Origin of the sequence: Exiguobacterium artemiae, from assembly GCF_033342815.1 — a bacterium.
GTDB classification, from domain to species: Bacteria; Bacillota; Bacilli; order Exiguobacteriales; family Exiguobacteriaceae; genus Exiguobacterium_A; species Exiguobacterium_A artemiae_A.
The window spans coordinates 15,694-38,507 of the sequence record NZ_JAWPEN010000003.1; the positions used below are offsets into that span (position 1 = coordinate 15,694).

A 22,814-nucleotide genomic window follows, 5' to 3' on the forward strand; every position below is an offset into this window, starting at 1 on the left:
ACAAAAAAACCGGCAGAAGATTCTGTCCGGTTTACTGTTTATTTTGTTTTGCGCTCTAATAATTCAATCTCTGACTTGATTAAAACTTGTTTCTCAAATTCAAACCCAAGAGATTCGAAGTTTTTTGTATGCGAGAGATCGCCTACTACCGTATTTGTTAATACAGCCGTGACTTCCGCCACCCAACCTTGTTTTGTTTTTACCATATCACCGACGATATAATCAAATAACTCTTCTTCTTCCATCTTCTTCATCTCCTGACACGTTCAGATATTCCTAATCATATAAAAGAACCCGTGAAAAAGCTAGTATTGCGTTAAGGTACGTAACATCTGACGTAAAATCTTTGCAGTCAGTCCCCAGATCAAATACTCTTCATGTTCGTAAAAATGTTCAACTGTCTTATATGTCCGGTCGACATACGCATCCCGGTTCGCCAGACGATCCGTCGGAACAGTTTTACCGGGACGGATCCGCCATTCCATCTCGCCTTGAATCGGTTCCGCTGCAAGTAAATCAGCGAGCGCCACGTAAAAAATATGGTCGACTTCCATCGGCGACGGCTGAATATCCTCCGCTGTCAGGATACCGAGATACGGATAGATGATGGAACGATTGGGTGTGACGAGCGGTTCCAATGTTCCGATGATTTCGATTTCAGTTTCACGAATGTTCAATTCTTCCATTGTTTCCCGAACCGCTGCTGCCCTCGGCTGTTCCCCGGGATCAATCCGGCCGCCCGGAAACGCAATTTCTCCCGGTTGCGAACGCAGCGTCTTCGCCCGCACTTGAAATAAGAGATGCACTTCCCCGTCCCGCTCTACCAGTGGGACTAATACGGCAGCGGCGTTTTTAGGAAGCTGTTCCGTAGAAGACGCAAACACGCGTTTGACATCATGTAATCGAATTTCTTTCATCGTGTTTCCTGCGCCACTTTCTGATACGCTTCTTCGAGATGACGCATCCGAACGATCAAATCGGCATTTTTGGCGATACGATCCGCTAGAATCGATCCGGCGACGACCTTGTAATAGGCATTTAATGCTTGGATTTTTGTCATGTACGCTTCATTTTGCTGCATGTATTCTCTGAAGTTGCTCATCAGACGTTCTGTCGTAAATAATTGCTCGTTCACTGCTCTCATCCTTTCAGACGGTTTGCCGTCCAGTCAATAGTTTAATGGTAGCGAGTTTCGGCTAAGAAGTAAAATAAGGGGGGCTATCCGTGAATAAAAAAATAGATGTATTGATTATTGGTGCCGGACCGACCGGCTTGACATTAGCGCTTGCCTTATCGCGTTACGGACTGACGTTTCGAATCATTGAACGCGCAAGCGGTCCATCTGTCGTTTCAAAAGCGATCGGTATTCAGGCACGGTCACTCGAGTTGTTCGCACGTCTTGGTGTAGCCGATGCCTTAATGGAGAACGCCATTAAAATCAATCAAGGTAACTTATATGTCAATGGTGCCTGGCAGGCAAAACTTGACTTTACGGATTTAAATACACCGTTTCCTTTCGTCACCTTGTTGCCGCAAAGTGAAACAGAGCGAATTCTTGAGATACGTTTAAAAGAAGACGGTCATACGGTCGAACGGGAAACCGAGTTGACCGGCTTCGCACAATTTCCGACATTCGTCACCGCAACGATTCGAAAACATGATGTCACGGAAACGGTCGATGCTTCCTTCATTATCGGGGCAGATGGGGCCAACAGCTTTGTCCGGCGTGAACTCGGGCTCCCGTTCAGCGGAAAATCTTTTAAAGAATCCTGGGCACTGGCCGACATTGAAGTCGATTGGCCGTTGTCGTCGGAAGAAGTGCATATTTTCTTCTCTGATCACGGTGTCATCGAATCCTTCCCACTTCAGTCGAATCTTTTCCGGATTACCGGTAATTTAACGAATGGTGCCGTTCCGACCGACCATTCCGCCATCGAAGACTTCTTAAAAAATCGGGCGAAGGTGCCGTTCACTTTAAAGAAAGTCCATTGGTATTCCATGTTCCGCGTTCATAATCGAATCATCGAGAAGTTTGGACACCACCGGATTTATTTGATTGGTGACGCCGCGCATATCAATTCACCGGTCGGCGGACAAGGGATGAACACCGGCATTGCCGATGCGATGAATTTAGCCTGGAAACTGTGGTGCGTTCACCGGTTCAAAGCCAGTTTCCCGTTACTTGATTCGTACAGCGTCGAGCGACGCGAAGCCGCGCGCGGCATTTTACGTTCTACGAACCTCGCGACTGAGCTGTTACAGATTAATGTTCCCTTCTTATTGCCGCTTCAGGAAAAAGTCATTCGGAACAGTTTAAAAATTACACCGTTACATCACTATGTCACGAACCGGATCGCACAACTCAACAGTAATTATCAATCGTCGCGGTTGTTTGTCACACAAGGCAGTTTCCCGCTTTTGACGCCGCGTCCGGGAGAACCGATGCCGTACAGTGAAGTTGTCAATCCGCGGACGAAAAAAAATGAATTGTTGTTGCGACGGGCAGACCGTAATTTCCTGCTCCTGCTGTTCCTGCCGCGTGAAGCCGGTGAACAGACACTGTTGCCGTTTAAGGAACTCGCCTATTCGTATCCAGATTTGTTTGAAACCGTTTCGATTCACCAGGAACTAAAAGATGACGGCGTCGTCGATCAGGGCGGCGAACTGGCCCGAAAGTTCGGGATTAAACAGGCCGGTCTGTATTTGATTCGGCCGGACGGATACATTGCTTACCGCCAGCAAGGCTTAAAGATTCAATCCTTCTCACGTTATCTTGAACGTTTACTTTATGCCCGTTAAGGACGTATGATAAAGATGAGGTGAGGTTTTTATATGGACTTTAACACGATTCGAATTCTATTGATTGTTGTACTTGTTTTATGCTTCCTCTTCATCGTGACACGCCGTACAAAAGAATCCTTACGTTGGGTCTTGCTCGGCGAGGAGTTTGGTGAAAAAGGAGAACGGTTGGCACGCGATCACGATCGGCTCGAACAAGCAGGACTTCATGTCCGGATGGAACGAGGCGTCAAAACCTCATTTCTATTCCGTCGCTTCAGTAAAGATTTAGACGATCGGGTGGCGCTGTATGTCTTAAAAGAAGAGTTGCCTGAAGCCGAAGTGATTTTGCATCGGACGTAACACAAAAACACGGAATCTCCGTCCGGAGATTCCGTGTTTTATTACGTCGTGACGTGTTCTTTAAGTAAGACAAGATTAATCTTCTTGATGAGGACGTCCGAAAACCGCTTTTTCAAGATTAGAAATCCGACGCAACATATCGTAATTAGACGAATTCGAAGGTGGCGCTGTCACTTCCGGTTCCACTCGCCGCTCATCCCGTTTGAAACCAATGGAAGATGATGAAGATTTCGCTTCTGCCAATTCTCGTGTCAACCGCTCAATTTCCCGTTCGAATCCTTCATAATCCTTGATGACTTGATCGAGATAACCATCGACGTCTTCAATCACATATCCGCGTAATCCGGTTTTGAACTCTTTTTTGTAAATATCATCTGCTGTCAATAACGGCTTATACATATGCTTCACTCCCACTGTTCATTGTAGTTCTGCTCTTGCTCCATCATCGCTAAATCATCTTGCGTAATCAGAAACAATTGATAATCCGAACGTTCCATCTCTAGTTTAGCACGTTCCACTAAATACTTGGCAGATCCGCCGTGCTCTTCATCATAAACGGATAACAATCCTTGACTTTTTTGAATCATGAACTCCGTTTTATTTCGGAACTGGGATGGACTTTCATACGGTTTTTGACTGATGGCATCCACGAAGTCCGCTTGATTCAGGACGGCCAGATACTGGGCTTGAACCGGCTCTTTCCATTTTGACTCTTGTTCCAGAAAAGGAAGCAGGATACCTAAGCGGATTTCCGGATAGTCGTGTTTAAGTTCCAAAACGACTTCACACGCCCAAAGTTCACATCCCGGTGCAGCGCTGGTGATGAACCAGGTTGTCCCCATGTCTTCAATCAGGCGGATCATCCGTTCCCGGTAGGCGGATTTCAGGATGTTGATTCCCGGGTGTTTTTGATCAAAGATCCCGAGTTCTGTCGGTTTATATCCGGTTACTGCGACGACGTTCATTCGCAACACTTCCTTTGCAGGCGTAAGCTCCGATGATTTAGCTCGGCAAATAATCGTTCTCGCCGCGAAGCTAACAACTGTCGATTTTCTAATAAATGTTTTGCTCGTTCAGTATAATCATAAGCAACGGATGGTTGTTTGGCAATGTGCTCGGCCCATTTTGCCAGTTCGATAAATCCTTCATAAGTGTTACTTTTTTCAAAACAAGTATTGGCTTTTTCGTGTTGCTGCAGTTTTTTATACAACCGCCCTTGACGCAACCAACCTTCGGCCGTCAATTCGGCCGCCTGTCCGAAATGCTCCGCTGATTGTTCATGAATACCTAAATCGGCTAACCAGATGCCGATGTTCTCACGTACACGTGACGGTGCTTCCTGACGATGGGTCACGAGCCGGTTGCATTCGTCATACAAACTCACCAAAGTCAGACAGTCATGCAGATGGTGTTCAAGCACCCCTTCCATGATTGCCGGATTCTGATGTTCGACATATTGAAAATAATGCATCGGCGCAAGAAATCCGGGCAAATCATCGGTACGTTCAAATCCAATCCGTTCTTCCATCGCCGTCAAACGGAATGAATCGTATAATCCCTTGAACATCCGCCGGCAGACATGCAGTAAATCCAGGTGGCCGACTTTCGGCAAACGGGGAACACGTTCCCGGACGAAGACGTGCCGGGTCTTAATCTGCGGCCAATCAAAACTTTTTCCGTTATACGTGATAAAACGGACATCTTCCCCGATATCATGCAGGAAATGGTGATAAAGTGCTGCTTCATAATGCGGGTGTGGTAAGAAATACTGCCGCATCAACAGCTGACCTTTTTCAAAACGGGCGAATCCCAGTAAAAAAATCGTTGTTCCCGTTCCTTTTAAGCCGGTCGTCTCGGTATCAAAAAAGATGACTTGATTGAGCGGGACGTCAAGCGCAAGCGGCGGATGCGGCAACTGCAACGATTCAAATACTTCCGCATATGACCGGTGTCCGTGTTTTTCCTCAAGAGCATACCGGTGATCCAACCGGACAATCCATTCGTCTTCAAACGTAAGAATGTCTGCTCCTCGGTCCAGCCAGGCGGTTTGTTCCGCTGTTGTCTTTTGCGCCTCATTGGTTGACGGGCTTGCTGTCGGCTCATTCTCTGTCGTCTTCAACATCCGTCTCAACTTATTTTTCATGATAGTTCCTTCTCCATTTCAGCTAGCATTCTGACCGTCCGCTCTTTTTCATCGGCCAAGCCGATCATTCCGATACAAGCCGGGCAACCATCCTGGCAAGGGCAGGTCTCAATCGAGTCCCGTGCGGCCCGGAGCATGATGCCGCGTTGTTTGTAGATGGATTCGGCAAGTCCGACCCCTCCCGGATAACGGTCATACAGGTAGATTGTCGGTTTTTGCGTGTGCGTCGCTTTGACTTGAGGTACGACGAAGACATCGCTTGCATCACACATCAAATACAACGGTGCGACCCGGCGCAGACTGTTTGCCACGCCTTCGATGACTTGCTCCAGTTCCGTGCTTGAGGACGCTTCTTCCGGTAAAGAAAACCAGACGCCTGTCGTATGAATTTCCCGTTCCGGAAGATGAATCGGACCCGATCCGATATTTTCATGTGTTCCGAACTTGATTTTCTTGAACATCGTCGCCATCCCGCGGACACTGACATCCCCTCGGGCGACACTGAAGTCTCCATTCGTATAGCTGTCATCCTCATCGAGAACAGACAGTTCGACCGAAAAATTAGCATCCGTATAGTAATCGACGTCGACTGCACGCACGAATGCTTTTTTCTCTTCGAAATCCAGTACTTCGACTTGGTATTGGTCAGCCCCATGTAAATAGATCGCTTCGTCGTGTAACAGCGTCATCGCACTGAACGTATCCATTTCGCCGATGACCCGATTCGGAACCTCGGTTTGGTCGACGATGATGACATTTTCCTGATCACTCGAGCGCAAGGAAATACCGTGAGCCGGAAACGCATCATTCATCCAGTAATACCGTTCCCCACGTTGATGTAAGACACGTTCTTCGACGAGATACTCGAGAATGTCCTCCGTCTCCAGTGTTCCGAATGACTCCCCCTGACGAAACGGCAGTTCGAATGCCGCACATTTAATATGATCGACTGCAATGATGAGATTATCCGGATCGAGTCGCGCGGCTTCCGGTGACTGATTTAGAAACAATTCCGGACGTTCCGCGACATACTGATCGAGCATACCGGACGACGCAACCAAAATGATGAGCGCATCATCCTGACGACGTCCGGCCCGGCCTGCTTGTTGCCACAGCGAAGCAATCGTTCCCGGGTATCCGTTCATAATACAAACCTGCAGTTGCCCGATATCCACTCCGAGCTCGAGCGCATTGGTCGAAACAATTCCCGTAATTTCCCCTTTACGCAATCGTCTTTCAATATCACGCCGTTCACTCGGCAGATAGCCGCCCCGGTAGCCCTCGATCGACTTCGGACCTAATTCAAATCGGATGAGACTACGAAGATACGTTAGTAATACTTCGACCCGGACACGTGACCTAGCAAAGACAATCGTCTGGAACTTCTTTTTAATGAATCGCGACGCCAATTGTTTTGTCTCAAGAGTTGCCGAACGGCGAATGCCGAGTTGGGCATTGACAATCGGCGGTTGATAGACGATGAAATGTTTTCGACCGGTCGGAGCCCCGTTGTCATCAATCAATTGGACTTTTTTCTCTGTCAACCGTTCCGCCAGTTCTTGCGGATTGGCAATCGTCGCACTTGTCATGATGAAAATCGGGTCACTACCGTAATACCGACAAATCCGCCGTAACCGCCGGATGACATTGGCGACATGGCTTCCAAATACGCCACGATACGTGTGCAGTTCGTCAATGACGATATGCGACAGATTTTCAAACAGTTCAATCCATTTCGTGTGATGCGGCAGAATGCCGGAATGCAACATATCCGGATTCGTAATCACGATGTTTCCGGCTTTTCGAACCTTTGTCCGAATCGTCGGTGATGTATCTCCGTCATAGGTAAAACAACGGATGGGTGCTTCCATTTCATCAATCAGTTCCAACAATTCACTGTTTTGATCCTGGGCCAACGCTTTCGTCGGATACAGATACAGGGCCCTTGCATTCGGATTCGCCAAAAGATGCGATAAAATCGGTAAGTTAAAACAATAGGTTTTCCCTGACGCAGTCGGTGTTACAATCACCGTCGAAGCACCGCTTTGGACGGTCCGAAATGCTAACTCCTGGTGGCGGTACAACGACGTAATGCCTCTGTTTTCCAGCGCTTGTCGCAACCGTTCCGGCATTTCTTTTGGAAACGGAGCATACCGTCCGGCGGTCGCTTCCATTGTTTTCATATATGTGACACGTTCCATAAACGAACGATCGGCTTTTAGTTCTTCTAAATAGGTGACAAGTGATTGTCTTGATTCCATTGCCCCACTTCCTTCCTGACCTCCATTATACAAAAAAAGAGAAGCAAGACCGAAGAAACACACCCGTTTCTCCGGTCTTATCTTCTTCTCCTGATCCATTGACCCATTTATTGCTGTGTTTCCGATTCGGACTGTTGATCGGCAGGCGCATTATCTTGTCCTCGGCCTTGATTGCCGTTCGACGAATTCCCCCGGTTTGACTGAGTAGATGCTCCGTCACTTGCAGCCGGTTCATCTGTCGTTGGTTCATCCGTCGTCGGCTCGTCCGTTGTCGGTTCATCCGTCGTTGGTTCGTCCGTCGTCGGTTCGTCCGTCGTTGGTTCGTCCGTCGTCGGCTCGTCCGTTGCCGGTTCATCCGTTGCCGGCTCGTCCGTCGCTGGTTCGTCCGTCGTCGGTTCATCCGTCGTCGGTTCATCCGTCGCTGGTTCGTCCGTCGCTGGTTCGTCTGTTGTCGGTTCATCCGTCGCCGGTTGATCCGCTTCGACGTCTGCAACAGTTACGGTCGTTGAAACAGGACCGGATTTTTCTCCGGATGCTTTCGCGACGACTGTAAATGTCGTCCGTCCCGGATCAAGTCGATTGATCCCGATCCGGTTTGTTGAGCTGGTGCCGAGTACCGATTGTTTTCCGTCAGGATCGGTCATCGATACTTCGAACGATACACTGTCATAGCCGTTCGTCCGAAGTGCCGAATCATTGTAACTCCATGTCAGTTCACCAGACTCCGAGTCTTCATTGTAGGATGCTTGTAAGCCAGTCGGAGCTGGTACTGCCTTTTTTTCGACAACCGGCTCTTTTGTCCCTTTAACGTACAGTTCCTCACCGATACTGAGGACAGAACTCGGTTGTTCGAACGGAGCAGGTGTCCGGTCACGTGTTTTCGTGACAAAATCTTTCCAGATGTTTTGTGCCATCGTACTGTTGGTCGGTCCGCTTAAGCCGGCACCGTTGTTGTTGCCCGACTTCGTTGTTCCGGTCCAGACACTGATCGAGACATCTGATGTGTAACCGGCAAACCAGACATCTTTATAAGCATTGGTTGTTCCGGTTTTACCCGCTGCGTCAAAAGCAAGCGCAGCACTCGGGAACGTTCCGCCTGGTTTTAGAACATCACGCAGCATGTCGGTTAACATGTAAGCCGTATAATCCTCCATGGCTTTTTTCGGTTTGACCGGTGATTTGATTTTTGAGCCGTCACTGTATTCAATCGTTTTGATGATGTGCGGTTTGATGTAGTCTCCGCCATTACCAAGCGTCGCATAGGCAGAAGCCATTTGCGTCGTATTGAATCCGTGTTTCATCCCGCCAATCGCATACGCCGGTGAAATCGATTCGTCTTTTTCTAAGCCCAATCCGGACTTAGCCGCAAAGCTTTCGACGGTATCGCCGCCGATTTGTTGGAACGTCTGGATGGCGGGCGTATTGGCAGAAATCTTCAGCCAGTAGCGAATCGTATTGGTTCCCCGGTATCCGTCATAATAGTTACCGATCTTTTTGCCGTTTACTTCTGTTTCCTGATCCGTCAGCGTTTTAGCTGTCGACCATTTCTCATTTTCAATGGCTGGTCCGTATGCGAAAAATGGTTTTGCCGATGAACCGGGTTGATGCGGTTCTTTAGCAAAGTTACGTCGCGCAGTCCCTGTACCTGGCTTTTTCCCGTCGACGATTCCCAAAATCTCACCTGTTTGTGTATTGACCGCTGTCGCTGCTGCTTCCGCGTAATCCGGTAACTGGACGACTTGGTCTTTTTTGATTGCCTCGTTCATATAATCGTGCATCGGCTTATCGATTGATGTGTACACTTTCAATCCTTGACCGTAGATATCCTTACCTTCTAGGCCAAAGACATCTTCTAACTCCTGCGACACCATATCGAAGATGACACTGTCGTAAGCCGCGTCGTCTTTCGATTTCGGCGCCGGATTGATCAATTTCGAGATCGGTTGATCGACCGCTTTATCACGTTGCTTTTCTGTGATGACGCCGGTCGTTAACATCGCGTTCAAGACTTGCGTCTGACGCCATTTCGTTAACTTCGGGTCCCCTTGAATCGGATCGTATGCGGACGGACGTTGCGGAAGTCCTGCAAGCATCGCTGCTTCGGCATAGTTCAGCTTATCGACCGTCTTGTTGAAGTAGGCTTTCGATGCTGTCTGAATTCCGTACGATTCTTGACCGTAATAGTTTTTATTCAAATACATCTCAAGAATCTGTTCTTTCGTGTAGTCCCGCTCCAGGCGAATTGCCAACCATTGTTCCTGAACTTTCCGGGTAATGGTCTTATCTGAGCTTAAAAACGATTGTTTGATGACCTGTTGCGTAATTGTTGAAGCTCCTTCAGAACCGAAACCATCGGTGATATTGGCAATGATGGCGCCGCCTAACCGTCGGAAATCGATTCCGTTATGCTGGTAGAAACGCCGGTCTTCAATCGAAATGAATGCATCTTTAACGACATCCGGTACTTCTTTGATCGAGACATATTCCCGGCTCGTTCCGCCCTTTTTAATTTCTTCTTTGTTGCTCGCGTAAATTTTTAGCGGCAGGGCATCCCGTAACTTCGACTCATCAAGCTCCGGTGCAGTAGCGACGGCATAAGCCGCAAATCCGCCCCCTGCTATCATCATCAGGATAAATAATCCTGTCGCGATTAATAGGAGTTTTTTCCAAAGCGGACCTTTACCACCGGTCCCGCCTGATTTTTTCTTTTTCGGACGCTTTGTCCGATTCGTTTGCTTGGCTGACGTCTTGGTTTCTTCACGACGTGCGACACGACTTCTTTCCATACGCTATCCTTCTCCTTCAATCTGTAAAGTTTCTCAAGTGAAATATAACTCGTCCACTGCCGGTAAATAATCAATCGCAGGAAACGCACCTGTCTCGAGTTTTTTTCCGTGCCGTTCGATTTCATCTAGCGGAATCGATTTTCTGCCCGTTTCCAGTTGCTCCCACCAGGGGAACAGATGCTCGGCAGACAACACATATTGCACATTATACATACTGAATCGAATGATGACAAAACAAATTCCTCCATGTGCAATGCATTGGCGCATATGTTCGATTTGGTGGAGATGAAAGTTTTTCAGCGGGAACGACGTTTTATGGTTGGTTTCCTTCGCTTCGAAATCAATGTATTTTCCACGGTATACTCCATTGTAATCGGTCGTTGACGGTTGTTTGAAGTAGGCTTCCTTGACGACCGCAGCGGACCGTTTCGGATAATCGACTTGAACGATTTGAAGAGGAGTCGGTTTCTTGTGAATGATTGCCCGATTATGGGTCAGATAAAACATATTACTTTCATTAATCAATTTTTCAAGCTTCATCCCGCGGTTCGAAAAGGTCGAACCTGTCGTGCGGGCTTTCTGAATCGCCAGACCATGCGGCTCAGCAGGCTTCTGAAATTTCTTACCATTCGGGTAATTCAAAAGGATTCCCCTCCTAACGCGTTTATTGTACCATGATATGTGATTGTATCGTATCGGCCGAGAGGAGTAGTTAAAAACAAATGACAATAGAACCGTTACTTCAAGAGATAGAACGTATTTATCAGGCTGGCCGAAATGGGCAGGAATATGACTTTCAAGCAGAGGTTGTACCCTTCGTCGCAAAAGCCGACATTTTAATTGCCGACTGGCAACAGAACGCACAAAATAGCCCCTATTTACGTCCGGCAATGGTCGAGAGTGCCGTCGATCAGCTGAAGCAACTGTCCGTCCAAGCGTTCCAGCCAAAAACCAGTTTAAAACGCTTTAATGAAACGATCAAGTCTGTCCGTTATATCGATCAACTGATGCAATGAGTCTGAGGACGTCTGTTTTCAGATAGAAAATTTCGAACGTTTTATAATTCTATGTTTTGATAGGATCTTGAACTATCAGGATGATAATTTGACGAATTTCAATCAAACAAAGCATAATGAAAAACAGCAAAGCGTTACCTATGCCCTTTGCTATGAAAGGATGTTGTTTATGTCATCAAAAAAAGTCTGGTCAGTAGAAGGTTATGAAGACAATGGAGTAGAAACTCATCGTCAAGCAAGTAAGACGGAATCGTTTACGAATGAGGCCGACGCACGTAAAGCGGCTAAAAAAATGGCGGACACATTCGATCATCTCGATGTCTATGTCATTTATACGAATACCGTAAACGGCAAAACAGAAGAACGTTTCTTCAATTCCAACGGATCTTACAGTGATGAAGGATTCGAATGGTAACACCCGGGCCGTCTAAATGACGGCTTTTTTTGTACGATAAATCTCCATAAATTTTCTCTTTTCCATCGTCTATCCTGTAGAATCATCATCTCGTATGAAATCTGCCGATTGAAATCAGCAAGAATCGTCGTTCGTCATGCAGGAAGGACAGGCTCCATGACGAATATAAAATAACGAACCCTACTACCGGCCACATTGATTACCTGAACACCCAATCATCAAGAGTCGTTCTGGAAAGATTCAGGTATACAAGTTATGTAATAACCGTGGATTTATATAGCCGTGTCAGTGTAAAGTTACATAAAGAGGTAATAAATGTACTTTGTTTAATAAAAGTGTGCAATATGTGTGCAATTGGAGGAGATTCGCTTGAATAAAAGAGAACCAAGAAACGTGAAAAACGTTGATGTCAAAGGATTTCCTAGGGCTACAAATCCAACAGCTAAAAAATATGTCATGTTCGTCGATGAGACGGGCACGCCAAAAGGAAATACCCAGTTTAATCTGACCGGGGTCTTGATGGAGTATAAATACGCTATTGATTCTGACGAAACCGGCGAACCGAGTCCATTACGCAAGCGATTGATGGAATTCAAATCGTCTGTTTTTGAAGATCCGCATATTCCGTTGCACCTGAAAGAAATCTTAAAGGCGGAACATCCGTATGGGAAAGAAGACGGAATTACGATTGATATGTTACGTCATTTTTGGGTCGCCTTGCCGGACTTCTTGGTCGACATCGACTGTACGATTGTCAGTGTCGAAGTCGATAAACAAAAATTGCAGGAATTTTATTCGACACCAAAAGATCCATACGTCGTTGCATTTGCCCATTTGATGAAATCGTTTTACGCGTTTCTCGAGGAGACGGAAGCGACAAGCGCCCGTGTTGTACTCGAAAGCCGGGACGATTATCAGAACCTATTGATTCAAAAAGCATTTTTTGATATTTTCAACTCCGGTACCGTTCATCTAGACGTGGAGAAAAGCCGTCAAAAAATCAAAGGATTTATTTTTGCTGAAAAAGATAGCGACCTCTACCAATCCGGTCTTGAGATTGCTGATCTTGTCTGTCTCCCTCTCTCCCGCGTCCGCCGCGGCGTGATTGAGGTAAAACCGCGGTTTGTCCATTATGGGGACGAAAACCGAATTTTCAAAGCCATCAAAAATAAGATTTATATCCGCCGTGACAGTCCGGACCAAGATTTCCGAAACTGGGGTTTCAAGAAGGTTCCGATTACAAAAAAACGCCGCGAGTGGTCCGATACACCGTGGAACGGATGATACAACAAAACAGCGTCCTGCCGAAAATGGCAGGACGCTGTTTTTTCATTTTTCCTCAAGAGGCGGCAGTAAGCCTTTCGTCCGCTTTTTCCCTTCACGGCACATATCGAGCAATGGACACTCGAGACAGTTCGGTCGTTGTGCCTTACAGTGATACCGTCCGAAAAAGATGAACTGATGGTGCAGCTTCGACCACCGTTCCCGCTTAAACCGTTTCATTAAGGTTTGTTCAACTTGCGTGACGTTGTCTTTCCAACGGCAAATCCCAAGACGTTTCGAGACCCGTTCGACATGTGTATCGACCGCAAAGGCCGGCACATCAAAGGCAACGGACAACACGACGTTCGCCGTTTTCCGGCCGACACCCGGTAACGCTTCGAGTCCCGCCCGATCGGTCGGGACTTCCCCACCATGAAGAACGAGCAATTGCTCCGCTAACGCTTTGATGTTTTTGGCTTTATTGCGATACAAACCAAGCCGCTTAATCTTTTCTTCAATCTCTTCCACCGGCGCTGCCGCCAAGCGGTCTGGCGTCGGATAAGCGGCAAACAGACCCGGCGTCACCTTGTTGACCAGGACATCGGTCGCTTGCGCACTGAGAGCCACGGCAACGACCAGTTCAAACGGATTTTGATGAATCAGTTCGCAAAACGCTTCTGGAAACATCTCCTCCAGGGTGGATTCAATCCGTTCAATATCTGCTTTTCGTAACATGTGTCAGCTCCCTCTCGTTGCCAAATCTTCAAGCGTCTTGATTCCTTCCCGTTCCCATGTCCGCAGAATCTGATTGATGTAGGTCATTTTCCGGACGTTATGATAAACGGCTTCCCGTAATGCGGCCAAGACAAGCTCTTCTGCAATGTTTTCAATCGTCAACCACTGAATGATCTGTTCCATTTGGAATGGTGACATCATACCAAGCTCACGCTCAAAATGTTGGAAGACCGATGGATTGATCGTATCAAAATTCGGTGCTTCCTGTTCCGGTGGTGCCATCAATTTTTCATAGAGCGGCACCAGCGAATAGCGTTCCGAGCCGGCGACGTTCTCCATCGCGAGTAATCCTTTTTGAAGCAATCCGAGTGTCGTCTCGATCGTTTCCGTCTCCGAGAGTCCAAGCCGGTTGCTGAGTTCCTCTGGTGACGGCATCTCCATCCCTTCGGCACGGCAGGCAAACAATTGTCCGATCAGCGTAAACTCGACGAAACTGATACCAAGGCGTTTCGCTTCTGTGAACAATCGCTTAGGGAGGACAACCGTTCCTTCCTCAAAAAGCTGAATTAAATTATGATCCATGATACTTCCTCGATTCTTTAAAGTAAGCAAGAAATCGACCCGTCCGAGGGATGGGTCGATTTCGATCACTATTACGGATACAATCGGTTCAGCAGACGTGGGAATGGAATCGTCTCCCGGACGTGTTCAACTCCTGTAATCCAGGCAACTGTCCGCTCGAGTCCGAGTCCGAAACCACTGTGTGGCACTGATCCATATTTACGTGTTTCCAAGTACCATTTATAAGCACCGGTTTCATCCAAATCATGTTCTTTCATGCCGGCAAGTAACTTCTCGAAGTCTTCTTCCCGTTGTGAACCACCGACGATTTCACCGTAGCCTTCCGGCGCAATCAAATCATCACATAACACGAAGCCCGGGTTTTCCGGATCTTCCTTCATGTAGAACGGTTTGATGGCTTTTGGCCAGTGTGTGATGAAAACAGGACGGGCAAACGTATTGGCAATTGCCGTTTCGTGTGGTGCTCCGAAATCATCTCCGAACTCGATGTCGTCAAATCCTTGTTCTTTCAACATATCAATCGCTTCCGTATACTTGACACGCGGGAACGGCGCTTGGATGTTTTCAAGAACGGTCAGGTCGCGCTCAAGCAATTCGAGCTCCGGACGGCAGTTTTTCAATGCCGACTGAACAAGATGCGATACATAGTTTTCCTGGACTTCGAGGTTCATGTCATGATCGTAAAACGCCATCTCCGGCTCCATCATCCAAAACTCGATCAAGTGACGGCGTGTTTTCGATTTTTCCGCCCGGAAAGTCGGACCAAACGAAAAGACTTTTCCGAGTGCCATTGCGGCTGCTTCCATGTACAGTTGTCCTGATTGCGACAAGTACGCATCTTCATCAAAATATTTCGTATGGAACAATTCCGTTGTTCCTTCCGGTGCACTTCCTGTCAAAATCGGCGGATCGACTTTGATGAATCCTTCCTGGTTAAAGAATTCATATGTCGCCCGAATCAATTCGTTCCGAACGACCATGACGGCGTGCTGACGTTTTGACCGTAACCAGAGGTGACGGTTATCCATGAGGAAGTCCGTTCCGTGAGCTTTTGGTGTAATCGGATAATCGACTGCTTCATGAATCACTTCAATCGCTGTGATTTCCATTTCGTGCCCGATAGCTGTCCGTCCGCCGTCCGATTTGATTGTACCTGTTACCCACATTGATGTTTCCTGCGTCAATCCTTTAGCCGTCTTAAACAGTTCTTCACCGACTGTTTCTTTAACAACGACACCTTGCATGAATCCTGAACCATCCCGTAACTGAAGAAACGCGATTTTCCCGCTTGATCGTTTGTTCGCGAGCCAACAACCGATCGTGATTTCCTCACCTACGTGTTTTTCTACATCCCGAATCATTGCTTTCAAAAGTCAACATCCTCTCTCTATTAAACGGCAGTATGCGCCGTGATAAATCCTTCGATCCGGTCTAATGCCTCGAGTACCCGTTTCGGGTCTGTCGCATATGATAACCGGACATATTCTGGTGCTCCGAAGCCTGAGCCCGGAATCAAGGCGACTTTCGCCTCGGATAACACAGCCGTACACCAGTCATCGACATTTGAGAATCCGCACATTTTTGCTGCCTGTAAGGCGTGCGGGAACAGGTAAAAGGCACCTTCCGGCTTCAGGCAGGTCAAACCCGGAATTTGAATCAAGCGGTCATAAATCTGTTCCAACCGTTCTTCAAACACGACACGCATTGCCTCAACCGGTGCATCCCCTTCCGCATAGGCAGCGACAGATGCTGCTTGGGCGATCGATGTCGGATTCGACGTCGAATGACTGGCGAGATTTGTCATCGCGCTGATGATGTCTTTCGGTCCGATGGCATACCCAATCCGCCAGCCCGTCATCGCGTGCGATTTCGAAACGCCGTTAATGATGACTGTCCGCTCACGCATATCCGGTAACGTTGCAATCGATAAGTGCGTCACGCCGTTGTATAACAGTTTTTCATAAATTTCATCGCTGATGACCAACAGATTATGAGCAATCGCCACTTCTGCCACCATCTCAAGCTCTTCCTTCGTATAGACCATCCCTGTTGGATTCGAAGGAGAGTTTAAGACAAGGGCTTTTGTCTTCGGTGTGATGTGCTGTTCGAGCAGATCACGCGTCACTTTGAAGCGCGATGCTTCCGTCGTCTCAAGAATGACCGGAACGCCGTCACTCAGTTTGATCTGTTCCGGATAGCTGACCCAGTAAGGGGCCGGGACGATGACTTCGTCGCCCGGATCTAAAATCGCCTGGAACAACGTCGACAAGGCATGTTTCGCGCCTGACGCGACCATGACTTCCGAACGGTCATAGGATACCCATAAATCACGGCGTGTTTTTTCAATGATCGCATCTTTCAAGGCAACCGTTCCGCCGGACGGCGTATATTTCGTATCGCCCGCTTCCGCAGCCGCGAAAGCCGCTTGAATGATAAATTCTGGAGTGTTGAAGTCCGGTTCGCCTGCACCGAGTCCGATGATGTCTTGTCCTTCTTCACGCAATGCTTTCGCTTTTGCAGTAATCGCCAGTGTCGTTGACGGTGTCAGTTGTTGTACCCGTTTCGATAACATCCTGTCCACTCCTTTTTAATTGATCCGTAATCGTTTGATGAAGGATCCCTCTTGATAGGTATAGTACGAATAGTCGTAGCCGGTCGCCGTTTTGGTGACAATTTCAATCAGCGCCCGGTTTTCAAAACCGTATTTCGCTGAAACGATGTTTTCCGGATTGCCCGCTTGTCGAATGACATCGGCAATCTTCATTCCATCTTTGACACGTCTCGTCTCGATTTTTCCTGTCTTCGGAACGAATGCCCGTAACGCTTGACCATCTTGTTCAATCGTAAAGACACTATACTGGGTTTTTCCGTTAAATACATGTTCAAATTGAATCTGTTTCGGCGCCAATTCTTTTTTCAAGCGTGCTTCCGCTTGAATGGCGACGGTTTGTTCACGTTCTTTCGCTTCAGCGACGGTGAATTGATACACGCCCGTCCCAATCAGCGTAATCAGAAGGATGAAGCCGATCAGACCGATGACGATCTTCCACTTCATGTGCGGTAGATGGTAAAGACCATCTGCTCCTTGTCTTTTTCGTCCAGTGCCAGACCAAACATCAAATCTTCTGTTTTCAGCGTGCGATTCAATAAGTCTACAATCTTGTACGTATCGTCATGGCGGTTGACCTTGACGGTTGCTAGCGTCTCGATTTTCGAATCCATCTTATATCCTCCCTCATTTTTCTACATCTATTATAATGCGATAATGCTTATTTTAACAGACTCAATCCGTCTCATTTAAGAACAATTCCAACTCGGCCGTTAATTCGTCGAGCGGTTTGGCCAAAAGCGGCACGTCAGGCAGACTTGTGACAAATCGTTTTCCGTAACGGGTCGTCTCGATACGCCGGTCAAAGACGAAGACGACACCACGGTCATTCGTCGTCCGGATCAAGCGGCCGAATCCCTGTTTGAAGCGAATGATGGCTTGCGGCAAACTGTATTCGAAGAAAGATGATTTTCCTTGTTGTTCAATTTGTTCTGAACGCGCCTGCACAATCGGTTGATCGGGTGGTGCAAACGGCAGTCGCACGATGACGAGACAACTCAGGTCGTCACCCGGAACATCGACCCCTTCCCAAAAGCTCGCTGTACCGAACAGGATACAGGCATCCAGTTGTTTAAATTGTTTCATTAGACGCTGCCGTGATCCTTGGGTGATGCCTTGGGAAAGTAACGTAAACCGTTCCGGCAATGCCATTTTTGTTGCATCATGCGTTTGACGTAACATCTCATTTGATGTGAATAACACCAACATCCGGCCTTCCGTCACTTCGGCAATCCGGATGATGGCATCCGCAATGACTTCAGAATACGTCGCTTGCGGTACATCTTGTAATAACGGTAAGTCCGTCGGAATCATCAGCCGGACTTTTTCGGCGTATCCGAACGGCGACGGGACGATGAACCGCCGTGTCTCGAGCTCCGACAGCCCGAGCCGCTGTTCGATGAACTGGAATTTGTTTGATACCGTCAAAGTCGCGGACGTTAAGATACAGGTCCGTTTCGAAAAAACTTCCCGGTGCAGACGATCTGAAATATCAATCGGTTGCGTATAAATCCGCGTCAGCTTCCGATTTTTTGCCGTTGTTTCAATCCAGGAGACGGTCTCATCATGCGGGGCGAGCATCGTCTCAAAAATCGCTTGCTCGACTTCTTCCAGCTGACCGATGACAGCTTTCAAATCTGCTACGACCGAGCGTTCGCGGTAACTCATATGCTCCCGTTGATCGTGGAACAGTTTGTGAATCGCCCGGATCGCTTGCCGCAACCGTCTTAAGACAAGTTCGACCCGTTTGGCACTTTCCTGTACGGCACGCATCGAGTGATCGAGTCGCTTGAAACGGACCGTGACCCGTCCTTCACGGCGCTCTTTGCGGGAAGCCAGTTCCAAACCGTATGCTTGAATGATCGTCAACAGTCCGTCGGCTTCTTCGAGTAATTTTGTCAATGTCTCGTCGATCGTTTCACTGTGCGCTTCGACCAGTTCCGTCAAGTCGTATTGATCCGATAGACTGATCAGCCGCGTCAACAGTTTTTTATCGGAAGAGAATCCAAGCTGTCTGAATATCCGGTCAAAGGAATGACCGTCAAAAACCAGACCGAAATGATGACTGGCCACTTCTTCGATTTGGTGGGCCTCATCCAAAATCAACGGACATCCCTTTGGTAGGACACCGGCTTCATATTGAATATCACTGAACAACAAGGCATGATTCGTGACGATAATCGTCGCCTGTTTCGCCCGCCGGACGGCATGATGGAAAAAGTCCCGGCTGTACCAGGGATCAAATCGTCCGAGCTGCGACTGACTGTCCGACTGGATCAGCTGTTTAATGGCGATATTCCCTTGCGCTGCCCCTCCGGGTAAACTGACTTCCTCCAGGTCGCCTGTTTCCGTCTGTGTCAACCAGACTAACAGGATGGCTTTCGCCAACGTAAAATTATACGGTTCTTCCGTTTCGCTGAGGAAAAACTCAAACTTGCGTAAGTCCATGTAATTACTGCGCCCTTTTAATAAGGTAATGTCGACCGGTGCTTCAAACAGTTGGCGTAAAAGCGGCAAATCCCGGGCAAATAACTGTTCCTGTAATTGAATCGTGTGGGTACTGACGATAATCGGGGTCTCATGTTCAATCGCATAATGCGCCGCCGGTACAAGATAGCCGAGGGATTTCCCGGTTCCCGTCCCCGCCTCGACAAGTAGCGGTGTTTCCTGGTCAAGCGACTGATAAACATGACGCATCATTTCCAGCTGTCCCATACGCGGTTCGTACCCGGGGAACAGTTGCGGAAACACGGTTTCGTTCAATCGGTCTACGAACGGACTGAATGGTTCCAACTCAGTCCGTGTGTCCCATTCTTCCGGTTCGGTTCGCTTCTTTAAGGCCAGCTTACGAAAAGAATCAAACCGGTCATCCGGCTCGAGTCCAACCGTTTGAATCGCCTGATCAATCTCCTGTTCAATCGCACTAAACAGCTTTCCGGCCAAACGACGTAAGTGGCGTAACGTATCGAGCGGTAAATCCTGTAGACGGGTAAGTAAATGAAGCAACAGTTCCGCCGTCGCTTCTGCATCGCTCCCGGCACGGTGCGCTTCGTGGTGCGTCAGTTGTAACGCTTCCGTCAAATGCGACAACGAATGACTTTCAGCAGTCGGCAGCAAGATTCTCGCTAACTCGACTGTATCGATGACAGGACCGGTGTATGGCAAATAGCCTTCTTCTTCCAAGGCTTCGTTCAAAAAGGTCAGATCAAACTGCACATTATGTGCGACGAACACACCACCATCGAGTAATTGAAGCACGCGCGGTGCAATGGTCGCGAATGATTCCGCCTCTGCCACATCCTCATCCGTAATGCCGGTCAATTGAGAAATAAACGGCGGAATCGGTTTTTGTGGACGGACAAATGCCGACAGACGATCTGTAATCTGACCGTCTTCAATTACTGCCACTCCGATTTCAATCATCTCATCGCCGGATTTAATCGAATGTCCGGTCGTCTCTAAATCCACTACAACAAACTTCTTTTCCACGACTCATCTCCACCTTTAACCATCCATATCTTAAGTATATGGCATCTCAAGTTCCATCTTAACAAAAAAGAGACCCGAATGTATCTCGGGTCCCTCAAAATCATAAGATCGTATGTGCGATTTCCTGTGATAACATCTGCTTGATCGAATTCTCTTGATCAAGAACTGCGACTTTCGGAACATGTGTCGCAATTTCTTCGTTCGTCAATTGCGCATAAGCCATGATGATGACTTCATCCCCGATTTGGAAATGACGGGCAGCTGCTCCGTTCAGACAAATGACACCAGAACCACGGGCTCCCTTAATGGCGTATGTCTCAATCCGAGCCCCGTTTTGATTGTTCGTCACTTGCACCTTCTCGTTTTCAAGAATCCCGACAGCGTCCAGTAAATCTTCGTCGATCGTAATCGAACCGACGTAATGCAGATTCGCTTCCGTGACACGGGCTTTGTGTAATTTTGCATGCATGAATGTACGTAACATGATCATGCTCCTCTCGTATATAGTAAGTTATCAATCAATCGGGCCGATTCAAATTGAACGGCAACCGCAAGTAAAATCGTTTCCGTAGTCGCATCGACCGGACCGAGTGCCGGATAGGCGACAGCTTCGACATAATCGATCGTCGTACCTTCAAAGTGAAGCGACGCCCGTGTTTGCTCCAGAACCGTTTCGAGCGGCGTTCCGGCATCGAGCGCTTGTTTGGCTTGTTGGAGAGCCTGCTGGATACCCGGTGCCTGCTTCCGTTCCGTTTCCGACAGATAGACGTTTCGCGACGATTTCGCCAGTCCATCCGCTTCACGAATGATCGGACATCGTTTGATGTCGACCGGAACGAAATAATCGGCGACGTACCCTTCAATTAATGCCAGTTGTTGTGCATCCTTTAATCCGAAATAGGCACGCGTCGGTTGGACAATATTAAACAATTTACTGACGACCGTCAAGACCCCGTCAAAATGTCCCGGTCGCGACGCGCCACACAAGACGTCATCACCCGAACGAACCGTCACCCGCGCCATATCAAGCGGATACATGACGTCGTTCGTCGGATAAAAGAGATAATCGACGCCGGCCGCTTGGGCCAATTTCTGATCACGCTGTTCATCCCGCGGATAACGGTCTAAATCTTCGTTTGGACCAAATTGTGTCGGATTGACAAAGATACTTAATACGACAATGTCATTCTCCTGCCGTGCCTGTTCAAGTAAGGAAGCATGCCCTTCATGCAGGAAGCCCATCGTCGGAACGAATCCGACCGATGTCTGTCCTGCCAATGCTTCCCGCAATTGTGCCACACTCTGCATGATTTTCATTCTTTAGATCCTCCATATAACGCGCCGATCAGTTCTTCATCCATCATGAACGAATGGGCGAGTTCAGGAAACGTCCCGTTTTTAACGTCTTCGACGTAACGGGCAATCGCTTCCGTACCGGATGTGTTCCAGTCGGCATATGCTTTGACGAATTTTGGTAACCGTCCGACACCGTACGTCAAGATATCATGGTAGACCAGTACTTGTCCGGCAACGTCGGCACCTGCCCCAATTCCGATTACCGGAATCGTTAAGAGTTCCTGAACACGTTTCGCCAGCGGATGCGGTACACATTCAAGGACAAGCATCTTCGCTCCCGCTTGTTCTGCGGCCAAACTGTCGGCAATCAACTGTTCCGCTGCTGCAAGCGATTTCCCTTGAACTTTAAAGCCTTCGAGCACTCCGACAGATTGTGGTGTCAGCCCCAAGTGGGCAACACAAGGCATGCCGGCCTCCGTCAGACGACGAATCGTTGCCAGGATGTCTCCGGCCCCTTCGAGTTTTAAAGCGTCTGCTCCGCTTTCCTGGAAGATACGGGCTGCTGCCTCAAGCGTCCGGTCAAACGAACCGTGATAGCTGGCAAACGGCATGTCAACGACCATAAAAGTTGCCGGTGCTCCGCGACGGACAGCTTTTGCGTGATGGACCATATCGTCTACTGTCACGGCAATCGTCGAATCATATCCGAGAATGACATTCCCGAGCGAATCCCCGACCAGCAGCAAATCAACGTGTCCGGCTTCCGCTAATTTTGCGGACGGATAATCGTACGCTGTCAGCATGACGAGTTTTTCGCCCGCCTGTTGTTTTTTTAGTAAAGGTGTCATCGTATGCATGTGTGTTCTCTCCTTCGTAGTTTAGAGAGGACAAAAGGAAATGCCTTCCTTCCTAAAAAATAGCATAGGAAAGAAGGCATGAATAAGTGCAAAATCATCCTTCTGTCCCTGTCCGAGTAGGATCAAGGCAGTCAAATAAACAATATGAATATAAGCCTCTAACCGGTATGACTCCAAGTGGCTATCATCCTCGCACTTATTATACATGATTCAAAAAGCAGA

General features: G+C 48.1%; 24 protein-coding genes. 5 read left to right on the forward strand and 19 right to left on the reverse strand.

Annotation, left to right across the window (positions count from 1 at the left end):
- Nucleotides 1–38: 38 nt before the first annotated feature.
- Genes R7V76_RS04325 through yvfG form a run of 3 tightly spaced genes read right to left on the reverse strand, consistent with a single transcriptional unit; the run spans nt 39 to nt 1,135 of the window.
- Nucleotides 39–245 carry a hypothetical protein gene (locus R7V76_RS04325; protein ID WP_318091418.1) on the reverse strand — a complete coding sequence of 69 codons (207 nt, stop codon included), beginning with the start codon at nt 243–245 and terminating at the stop codon, nt 39–41.
- Between the two features lie 60 nt (nt 246–305).
- On the reverse strand, nt 306–917 hold the full coding sequence (locus R7V76_RS04330) for an NUDIX hydrolase (RefSeq protein ID WP_318091419.1): 612 nt from the start codon (nt 915–917) through the stop codon (nt 306–308).
- Nucleotides 914–1,135 (reverse strand): protein YvfG, encoded by a 222-nt coding sequence (yvfG, locus tag R7V76_RS04335; protein WP_012370629.1) that lies wholly within the window; start codon nt 1,133–1,135, stop codon nt 914–916. Before yvfG ends, R7V76_RS04330 begins: the two co-directional genes overlap by 4 nt.
- Before the next feature lie 89 nt (nt 1,136–1,224).
- On the opposite strand from yvfG, the gene R7V76_RS04340 reads away from it, so the two are divergent.
- Nucleotides 1,225–2,799, forward strand: a complete 1,575-nt coding sequence (locus tag R7V76_RS04340; protein WP_318091420.1) for an FAD-dependent monooxygenase — start codon at nt 1,225–1,227, stop codon at nt 2,797–2,799.
- A 33-nt stretch (nt 2,800–2,832) separates the two neighbouring features.
- On the forward strand, nt 2,833–3,141 hold the full coding sequence (locus R7V76_RS04345; protein WP_012370631.1) for a hypothetical protein: 309 nt from the start codon (nt 2,833–2,835) through the stop codon (nt 3,139–3,141).
- A gap of 75 nt (nt 3,142–3,216) precedes the next feature.
- On the opposite strand, the gene gpsB is transcribed toward R7V76_RS04345, so the two are convergent.
- The 6 genes from gpsB to recU form a co-directional block, all read right to left on the reverse strand.
- On the reverse strand, nt 3,217–3,540 hold the full coding sequence (gene gpsB / locus R7V76_RS04350; protein WP_318091421.1) for a cell division regulator GpsB: 324 nt from the start codon (nt 3,538–3,540) through the stop codon (nt 3,217–3,219).
- Nucleotides 3,541–3,545: 5 nt separating this feature from the next.
- A complete protein-coding gene (locus R7V76_RS04355) occupies nt 3,546–4,106 on the reverse strand; it encodes a DUF1273 domain-containing protein (protein WP_318091422.1) in 561 nt (186 codons plus the stop codon).
- Nucleotides 4,103–5,284, reverse strand: a complete 1,182-nt coding sequence (locus tag R7V76_RS04360) for a ribonuclease H-like domain-containing protein (protein WP_318091423.1) — start codon at nt 5,282–5,284, stop codon at nt 4,103–4,105. Before R7V76_RS04360 ends, R7V76_RS04355 begins: the two co-directional genes overlap by 4 nt.
- Nucleotides 5,281–7,545 (reverse strand): DEAD/DEAH box helicase, encoded by a 2,265-nt coding sequence (locus tag R7V76_RS04365; protein WP_318091424.1) that lies wholly within the window; start codon nt 7,543–7,545, stop codon nt 5,281–5,283. The genes R7V76_RS04360 and R7V76_RS04365 overlap by 4 nt, the downstream gene beginning before the upstream one ends.
- A 107-nt stretch (nt 7,546–7,652) precedes the next feature.
- The gene (locus tag R7V76_RS04370; protein WP_318091425.1) at nt 7,653–10,331 is read right to left on the reverse strand and encodes a transglycosylase domain-containing protein; all 2,679 of its coding nucleotides are present in this window, start codon (nt 10,329–10,331) and stop codon (nt 7,653–7,655) included.
- A 33-nt stretch (nt 10,332–10,364) separates the two neighbouring features.
- Nucleotides 10,365–10,979: a Holliday junction resolvase RecU gene (gene recU / locus R7V76_RS04375; protein ID WP_041261972.1), complete on the reverse strand. Its 615-nt coding sequence runs from the start codon at nt 10,977–10,979 to the stop codon at nt 10,365–10,367.
- A 74-nt stretch (nt 10,980–11,053) separates the two neighbouring features.
- Between recU and R7V76_RS04380 the strand changes: the two genes are divergently transcribed.
- From R7V76_RS04380 to R7V76_RS04390, 3 genes are all read left to right on the forward strand, one after another.
- Nucleotides 11,054–11,347: a DUF1798 family protein gene (locus R7V76_RS04380; RefSeq protein ID WP_214764403.1), complete on the forward strand. Its 294-nt coding sequence runs from the start codon at nt 11,054–11,056 to the stop codon at nt 11,345–11,347.
- 169 nt (nt 11,348–11,516) lie between these two features.
- Complete coding sequence (locus R7V76_RS04385) at nt 11,517–11,762, forward strand: hypothetical protein (RefSeq protein WP_214764401.1); 246 nt, start codon at nt 11,517–11,519, stop codon at nt 11,760–11,762.
- A gap of 393 nt (nt 11,763–12,155) precedes the next feature.
- Nucleotides 12,156–13,046, forward strand: a complete 891-nt coding sequence (locus R7V76_RS04390) for a DUF3800 domain-containing protein (protein ID WP_290828667.1) — start codon at nt 12,156–12,158, stop codon at nt 13,044–13,046.
- A 45-nt stretch (nt 13,047–13,091) separates the two neighbouring features.
- Here the strand turns inward: R7V76_RS04390 and nth are convergent, their stop codons facing one another.
- The 10 genes from nth to panB all read right to left on the reverse strand — a co-directional run bounded on the left by nth (nt 13,092) and on the right by panB (nt 22,592).
- Nucleotides 13,092–13,760, reverse strand: a complete 669-nt coding sequence (gene nth, locus R7V76_RS04395) for an endonuclease III (protein WP_318091426.1) — start codon at nt 13,758–13,760, stop codon at nt 13,092–13,094.
- A gap of 3 nt (nt 13,761–13,763) precedes the next feature.
- Complete coding sequence (locus R7V76_RS04400; RefSeq protein WP_026828099.1) at nt 13,764–14,342, reverse strand: DnaD domain-containing protein; 579 nt, start codon at nt 14,340–14,342, stop codon at nt 13,764–13,766.
- A 71-nt stretch (nt 14,343–14,413) separates the two neighbouring features.
- Nucleotides 14,414–15,703, reverse strand: coding sequence for an asparagine--tRNA ligase (gene asnS, locus R7V76_RS04405; RefSeq protein ID WP_214849403.1), 1,290 nt, complete (start codon nt 15,701–15,703; stop codon nt 14,414–14,416).
- 29 nt (nt 15,704–15,732) lie between these two features.
- Nucleotides 15,733–16,914, reverse strand: a complete 1,182-nt coding sequence (locus R7V76_RS04410) for a pyridoxal phosphate-dependent aminotransferase (RefSeq protein ID WP_012370644.1) — start codon at nt 16,912–16,914, stop codon at nt 15,733–15,735.
- Nucleotides 16,915–16,929: 15 nt separating this feature from the next.
- Nucleotides 16,930–17,397 (reverse strand): hypothetical protein, encoded by a 468-nt coding sequence (locus tag R7V76_RS04415; RefSeq protein ID WP_318091427.1) that lies wholly within the window; start codon nt 17,395–17,397, stop codon nt 16,930–16,932.
- Entirely contained in the window at nt 17,394–17,564 is a 171-nt protein-coding gene (locus R7V76_RS04420; RefSeq protein ID WP_012370646.1) for a YpmA family protein, read from the reverse strand. Before R7V76_RS04420 ends, R7V76_RS04415 begins: the two co-directional genes overlap by 4 nt.
- A gap of 61 nt (nt 17,565–17,625) precedes the next feature.
- Entirely contained in the window at nt 17,626–20,439 is a 2,814-nt protein-coding gene (gene dinG / locus R7V76_RS04425) for an ATP-dependent DNA helicase DinG (protein ID WP_318091428.1), read from the reverse strand.
- A gap of 100 nt (nt 20,440–20,539) precedes the next feature.
- Nucleotides 20,540–20,923, reverse strand: a complete 384-nt coding sequence (gene panD, locus R7V76_RS04430) for an aspartate 1-decarboxylase (RefSeq protein WP_012370648.1) — start codon at nt 20,921–20,923, stop codon at nt 20,540–20,542.
- A gap of 2 nt (nt 20,924–20,925) precedes the next feature.
- Nucleotides 20,926–21,756: a pantoate--beta-alanine ligase gene (gene panC, locus R7V76_RS04435; protein WP_318091429.1), complete on the reverse strand. Its 831-nt coding sequence runs from the start codon at nt 21,754–21,756 to the stop codon at nt 20,926–20,928.
- Nucleotides 21,753–22,592 carry a 3-methyl-2-oxobutanoate hydroxymethyltransferase gene (panB, locus tag R7V76_RS04440; protein ID WP_290828680.1) on the reverse strand — a complete coding sequence of 280 codons (840 nt, stop codon included), beginning with the start codon at nt 22,590–22,592 and terminating at the stop codon, nt 21,753–21,755. Before panB ends, panC begins: the two co-directional genes overlap by 4 nt.
- Nucleotides 22,593–22,814: the final 222 nt, after the last annotated feature.

What these genes read in the sequence shown, in the direction of transcription:
- R7V76_RS04325 (WP_318091418.1), bottom strand. Translation starts at nt 245, where the DNA reads ATGGAAGAAGAAGAGTTATTTGATTATATCGTCGGTGATATGGTAAAA.
- R7V76_RS04330 (WP_318091419.1), bottom strand. Translation starts at nt 917, where the DNA reads ATGAAAGAAATTCGATTACATGATGTCAAACGCGTGTTTGCGTCTTCT.
- R7V76_RS04345 (WP_012370631.1), top strand. Translation starts at nt 2,833, where the DNA reads ATGGACTTTAACACGATTCGAATTCTATTGATTGTTGTACTTGTTTTA.
- gpsB (WP_318091421.1), bottom strand. Translation starts at nt 3,540, where the DNA reads ATGTATAAGCCGTTATTGACAGCAGATGATATTTACAAAAAAGAGTTC.
- R7V76_RS04355 (WP_318091422.1), bottom strand. Translation starts at nt 4,106, where the DNA reads ATGAACGTCGTCGCAGTAACCGGATATAAACCGACAGAACTCGGGATC.
- R7V76_RS04360 (WP_318091423.1), bottom strand. Translation starts at nt 5,284, where the DNA reads ATGAAAAATAAGTTGAGACGGATGTTGAAGACGACAGAGAATGAGCCG.
- R7V76_RS04365 (WP_318091424.1), bottom strand. Translation starts at nt 7,545, where the DNA reads ATGGAATCAAGACAATCACTTGTCACCTATTTAGAAGAACTAAAAGCC.
- R7V76_RS04370 (WP_318091425.1), bottom strand. Translation starts at nt 10,331, where the DNA reads ATGGAAAGAAGTCGTGTCGCACGTCGTGAAGAAACCAAGACGTCAGCC.
- R7V76_RS04380 (WP_214764403.1), top strand. Translation starts at nt 11,054, where the DNA reads ATGACAATAGAACCGTTACTTCAAGAGATAGAACGTATTTATCAGGCT.
- R7V76_RS04385 (WP_214764401.1), top strand. Translation starts at nt 11,517, where the DNA reads ATGTCATCAAAAAAAGTCTGGTCAGTAGAAGGTTATGAAGACAATGGA.
- nth (WP_318091426.1), bottom strand. Translation starts at nt 13,760, where the DNA reads ATGTTACGAAAAGCAGATATTGAACGGATTGAATCCACCCTGGAGGAG.
- R7V76_RS04400 (WP_026828099.1), bottom strand. Translation starts at nt 14,342, where the DNA reads ATGGATCATAATTTAATTCAGCTTTTTGAGGAAGGAACGGTTGTCCTC.
- asnS (WP_214849403.1), bottom strand. Translation starts at nt 15,703, where the DNA reads ATGATTCGGGATGTAGAAAAACACGTAGGTGAGGAAATCACGATCGGT.
- R7V76_RS04410 (WP_012370644.1), bottom strand. Translation starts at nt 16,914, where the DNA reads ATGTTATCGAAACGGGTACAACAACTGACACCGTCAACGACACTGGCG.
- R7V76_RS04415 (WP_318091427.1), bottom strand. Translation starts at nt 17,397, where the DNA reads ATGAAGTGGAAGATCGTCATCGGTCTGATCGGCTTCATCCTTCTGATT.
- R7V76_RS04420 (WP_012370646.1), bottom strand. Translation starts at nt 17,564, where the DNA reads ATGGATTCGAAAATCGAGACGCTAGCAACCGTCAAGGTCAACCGCCAT.
- panD (WP_012370648.1), bottom strand. Translation starts at nt 20,923, where the DNA reads ATGTTACGTACATTCATGCATGCAAAATTACACAAAGCCCGTGTCACG.
- panC (WP_318091429.1), bottom strand. Translation starts at nt 21,756, where the DNA reads ATGAAAATCATGCAGAGTGTGGCACAATTGCGGGAAGCATTGGCAGGA.
- panB (WP_290828680.1), bottom strand. Translation starts at nt 22,592, where the DNA reads ATGCATACGATGACACCTTTACTAAAAAAACAACAGGCGGGCGAAAAA.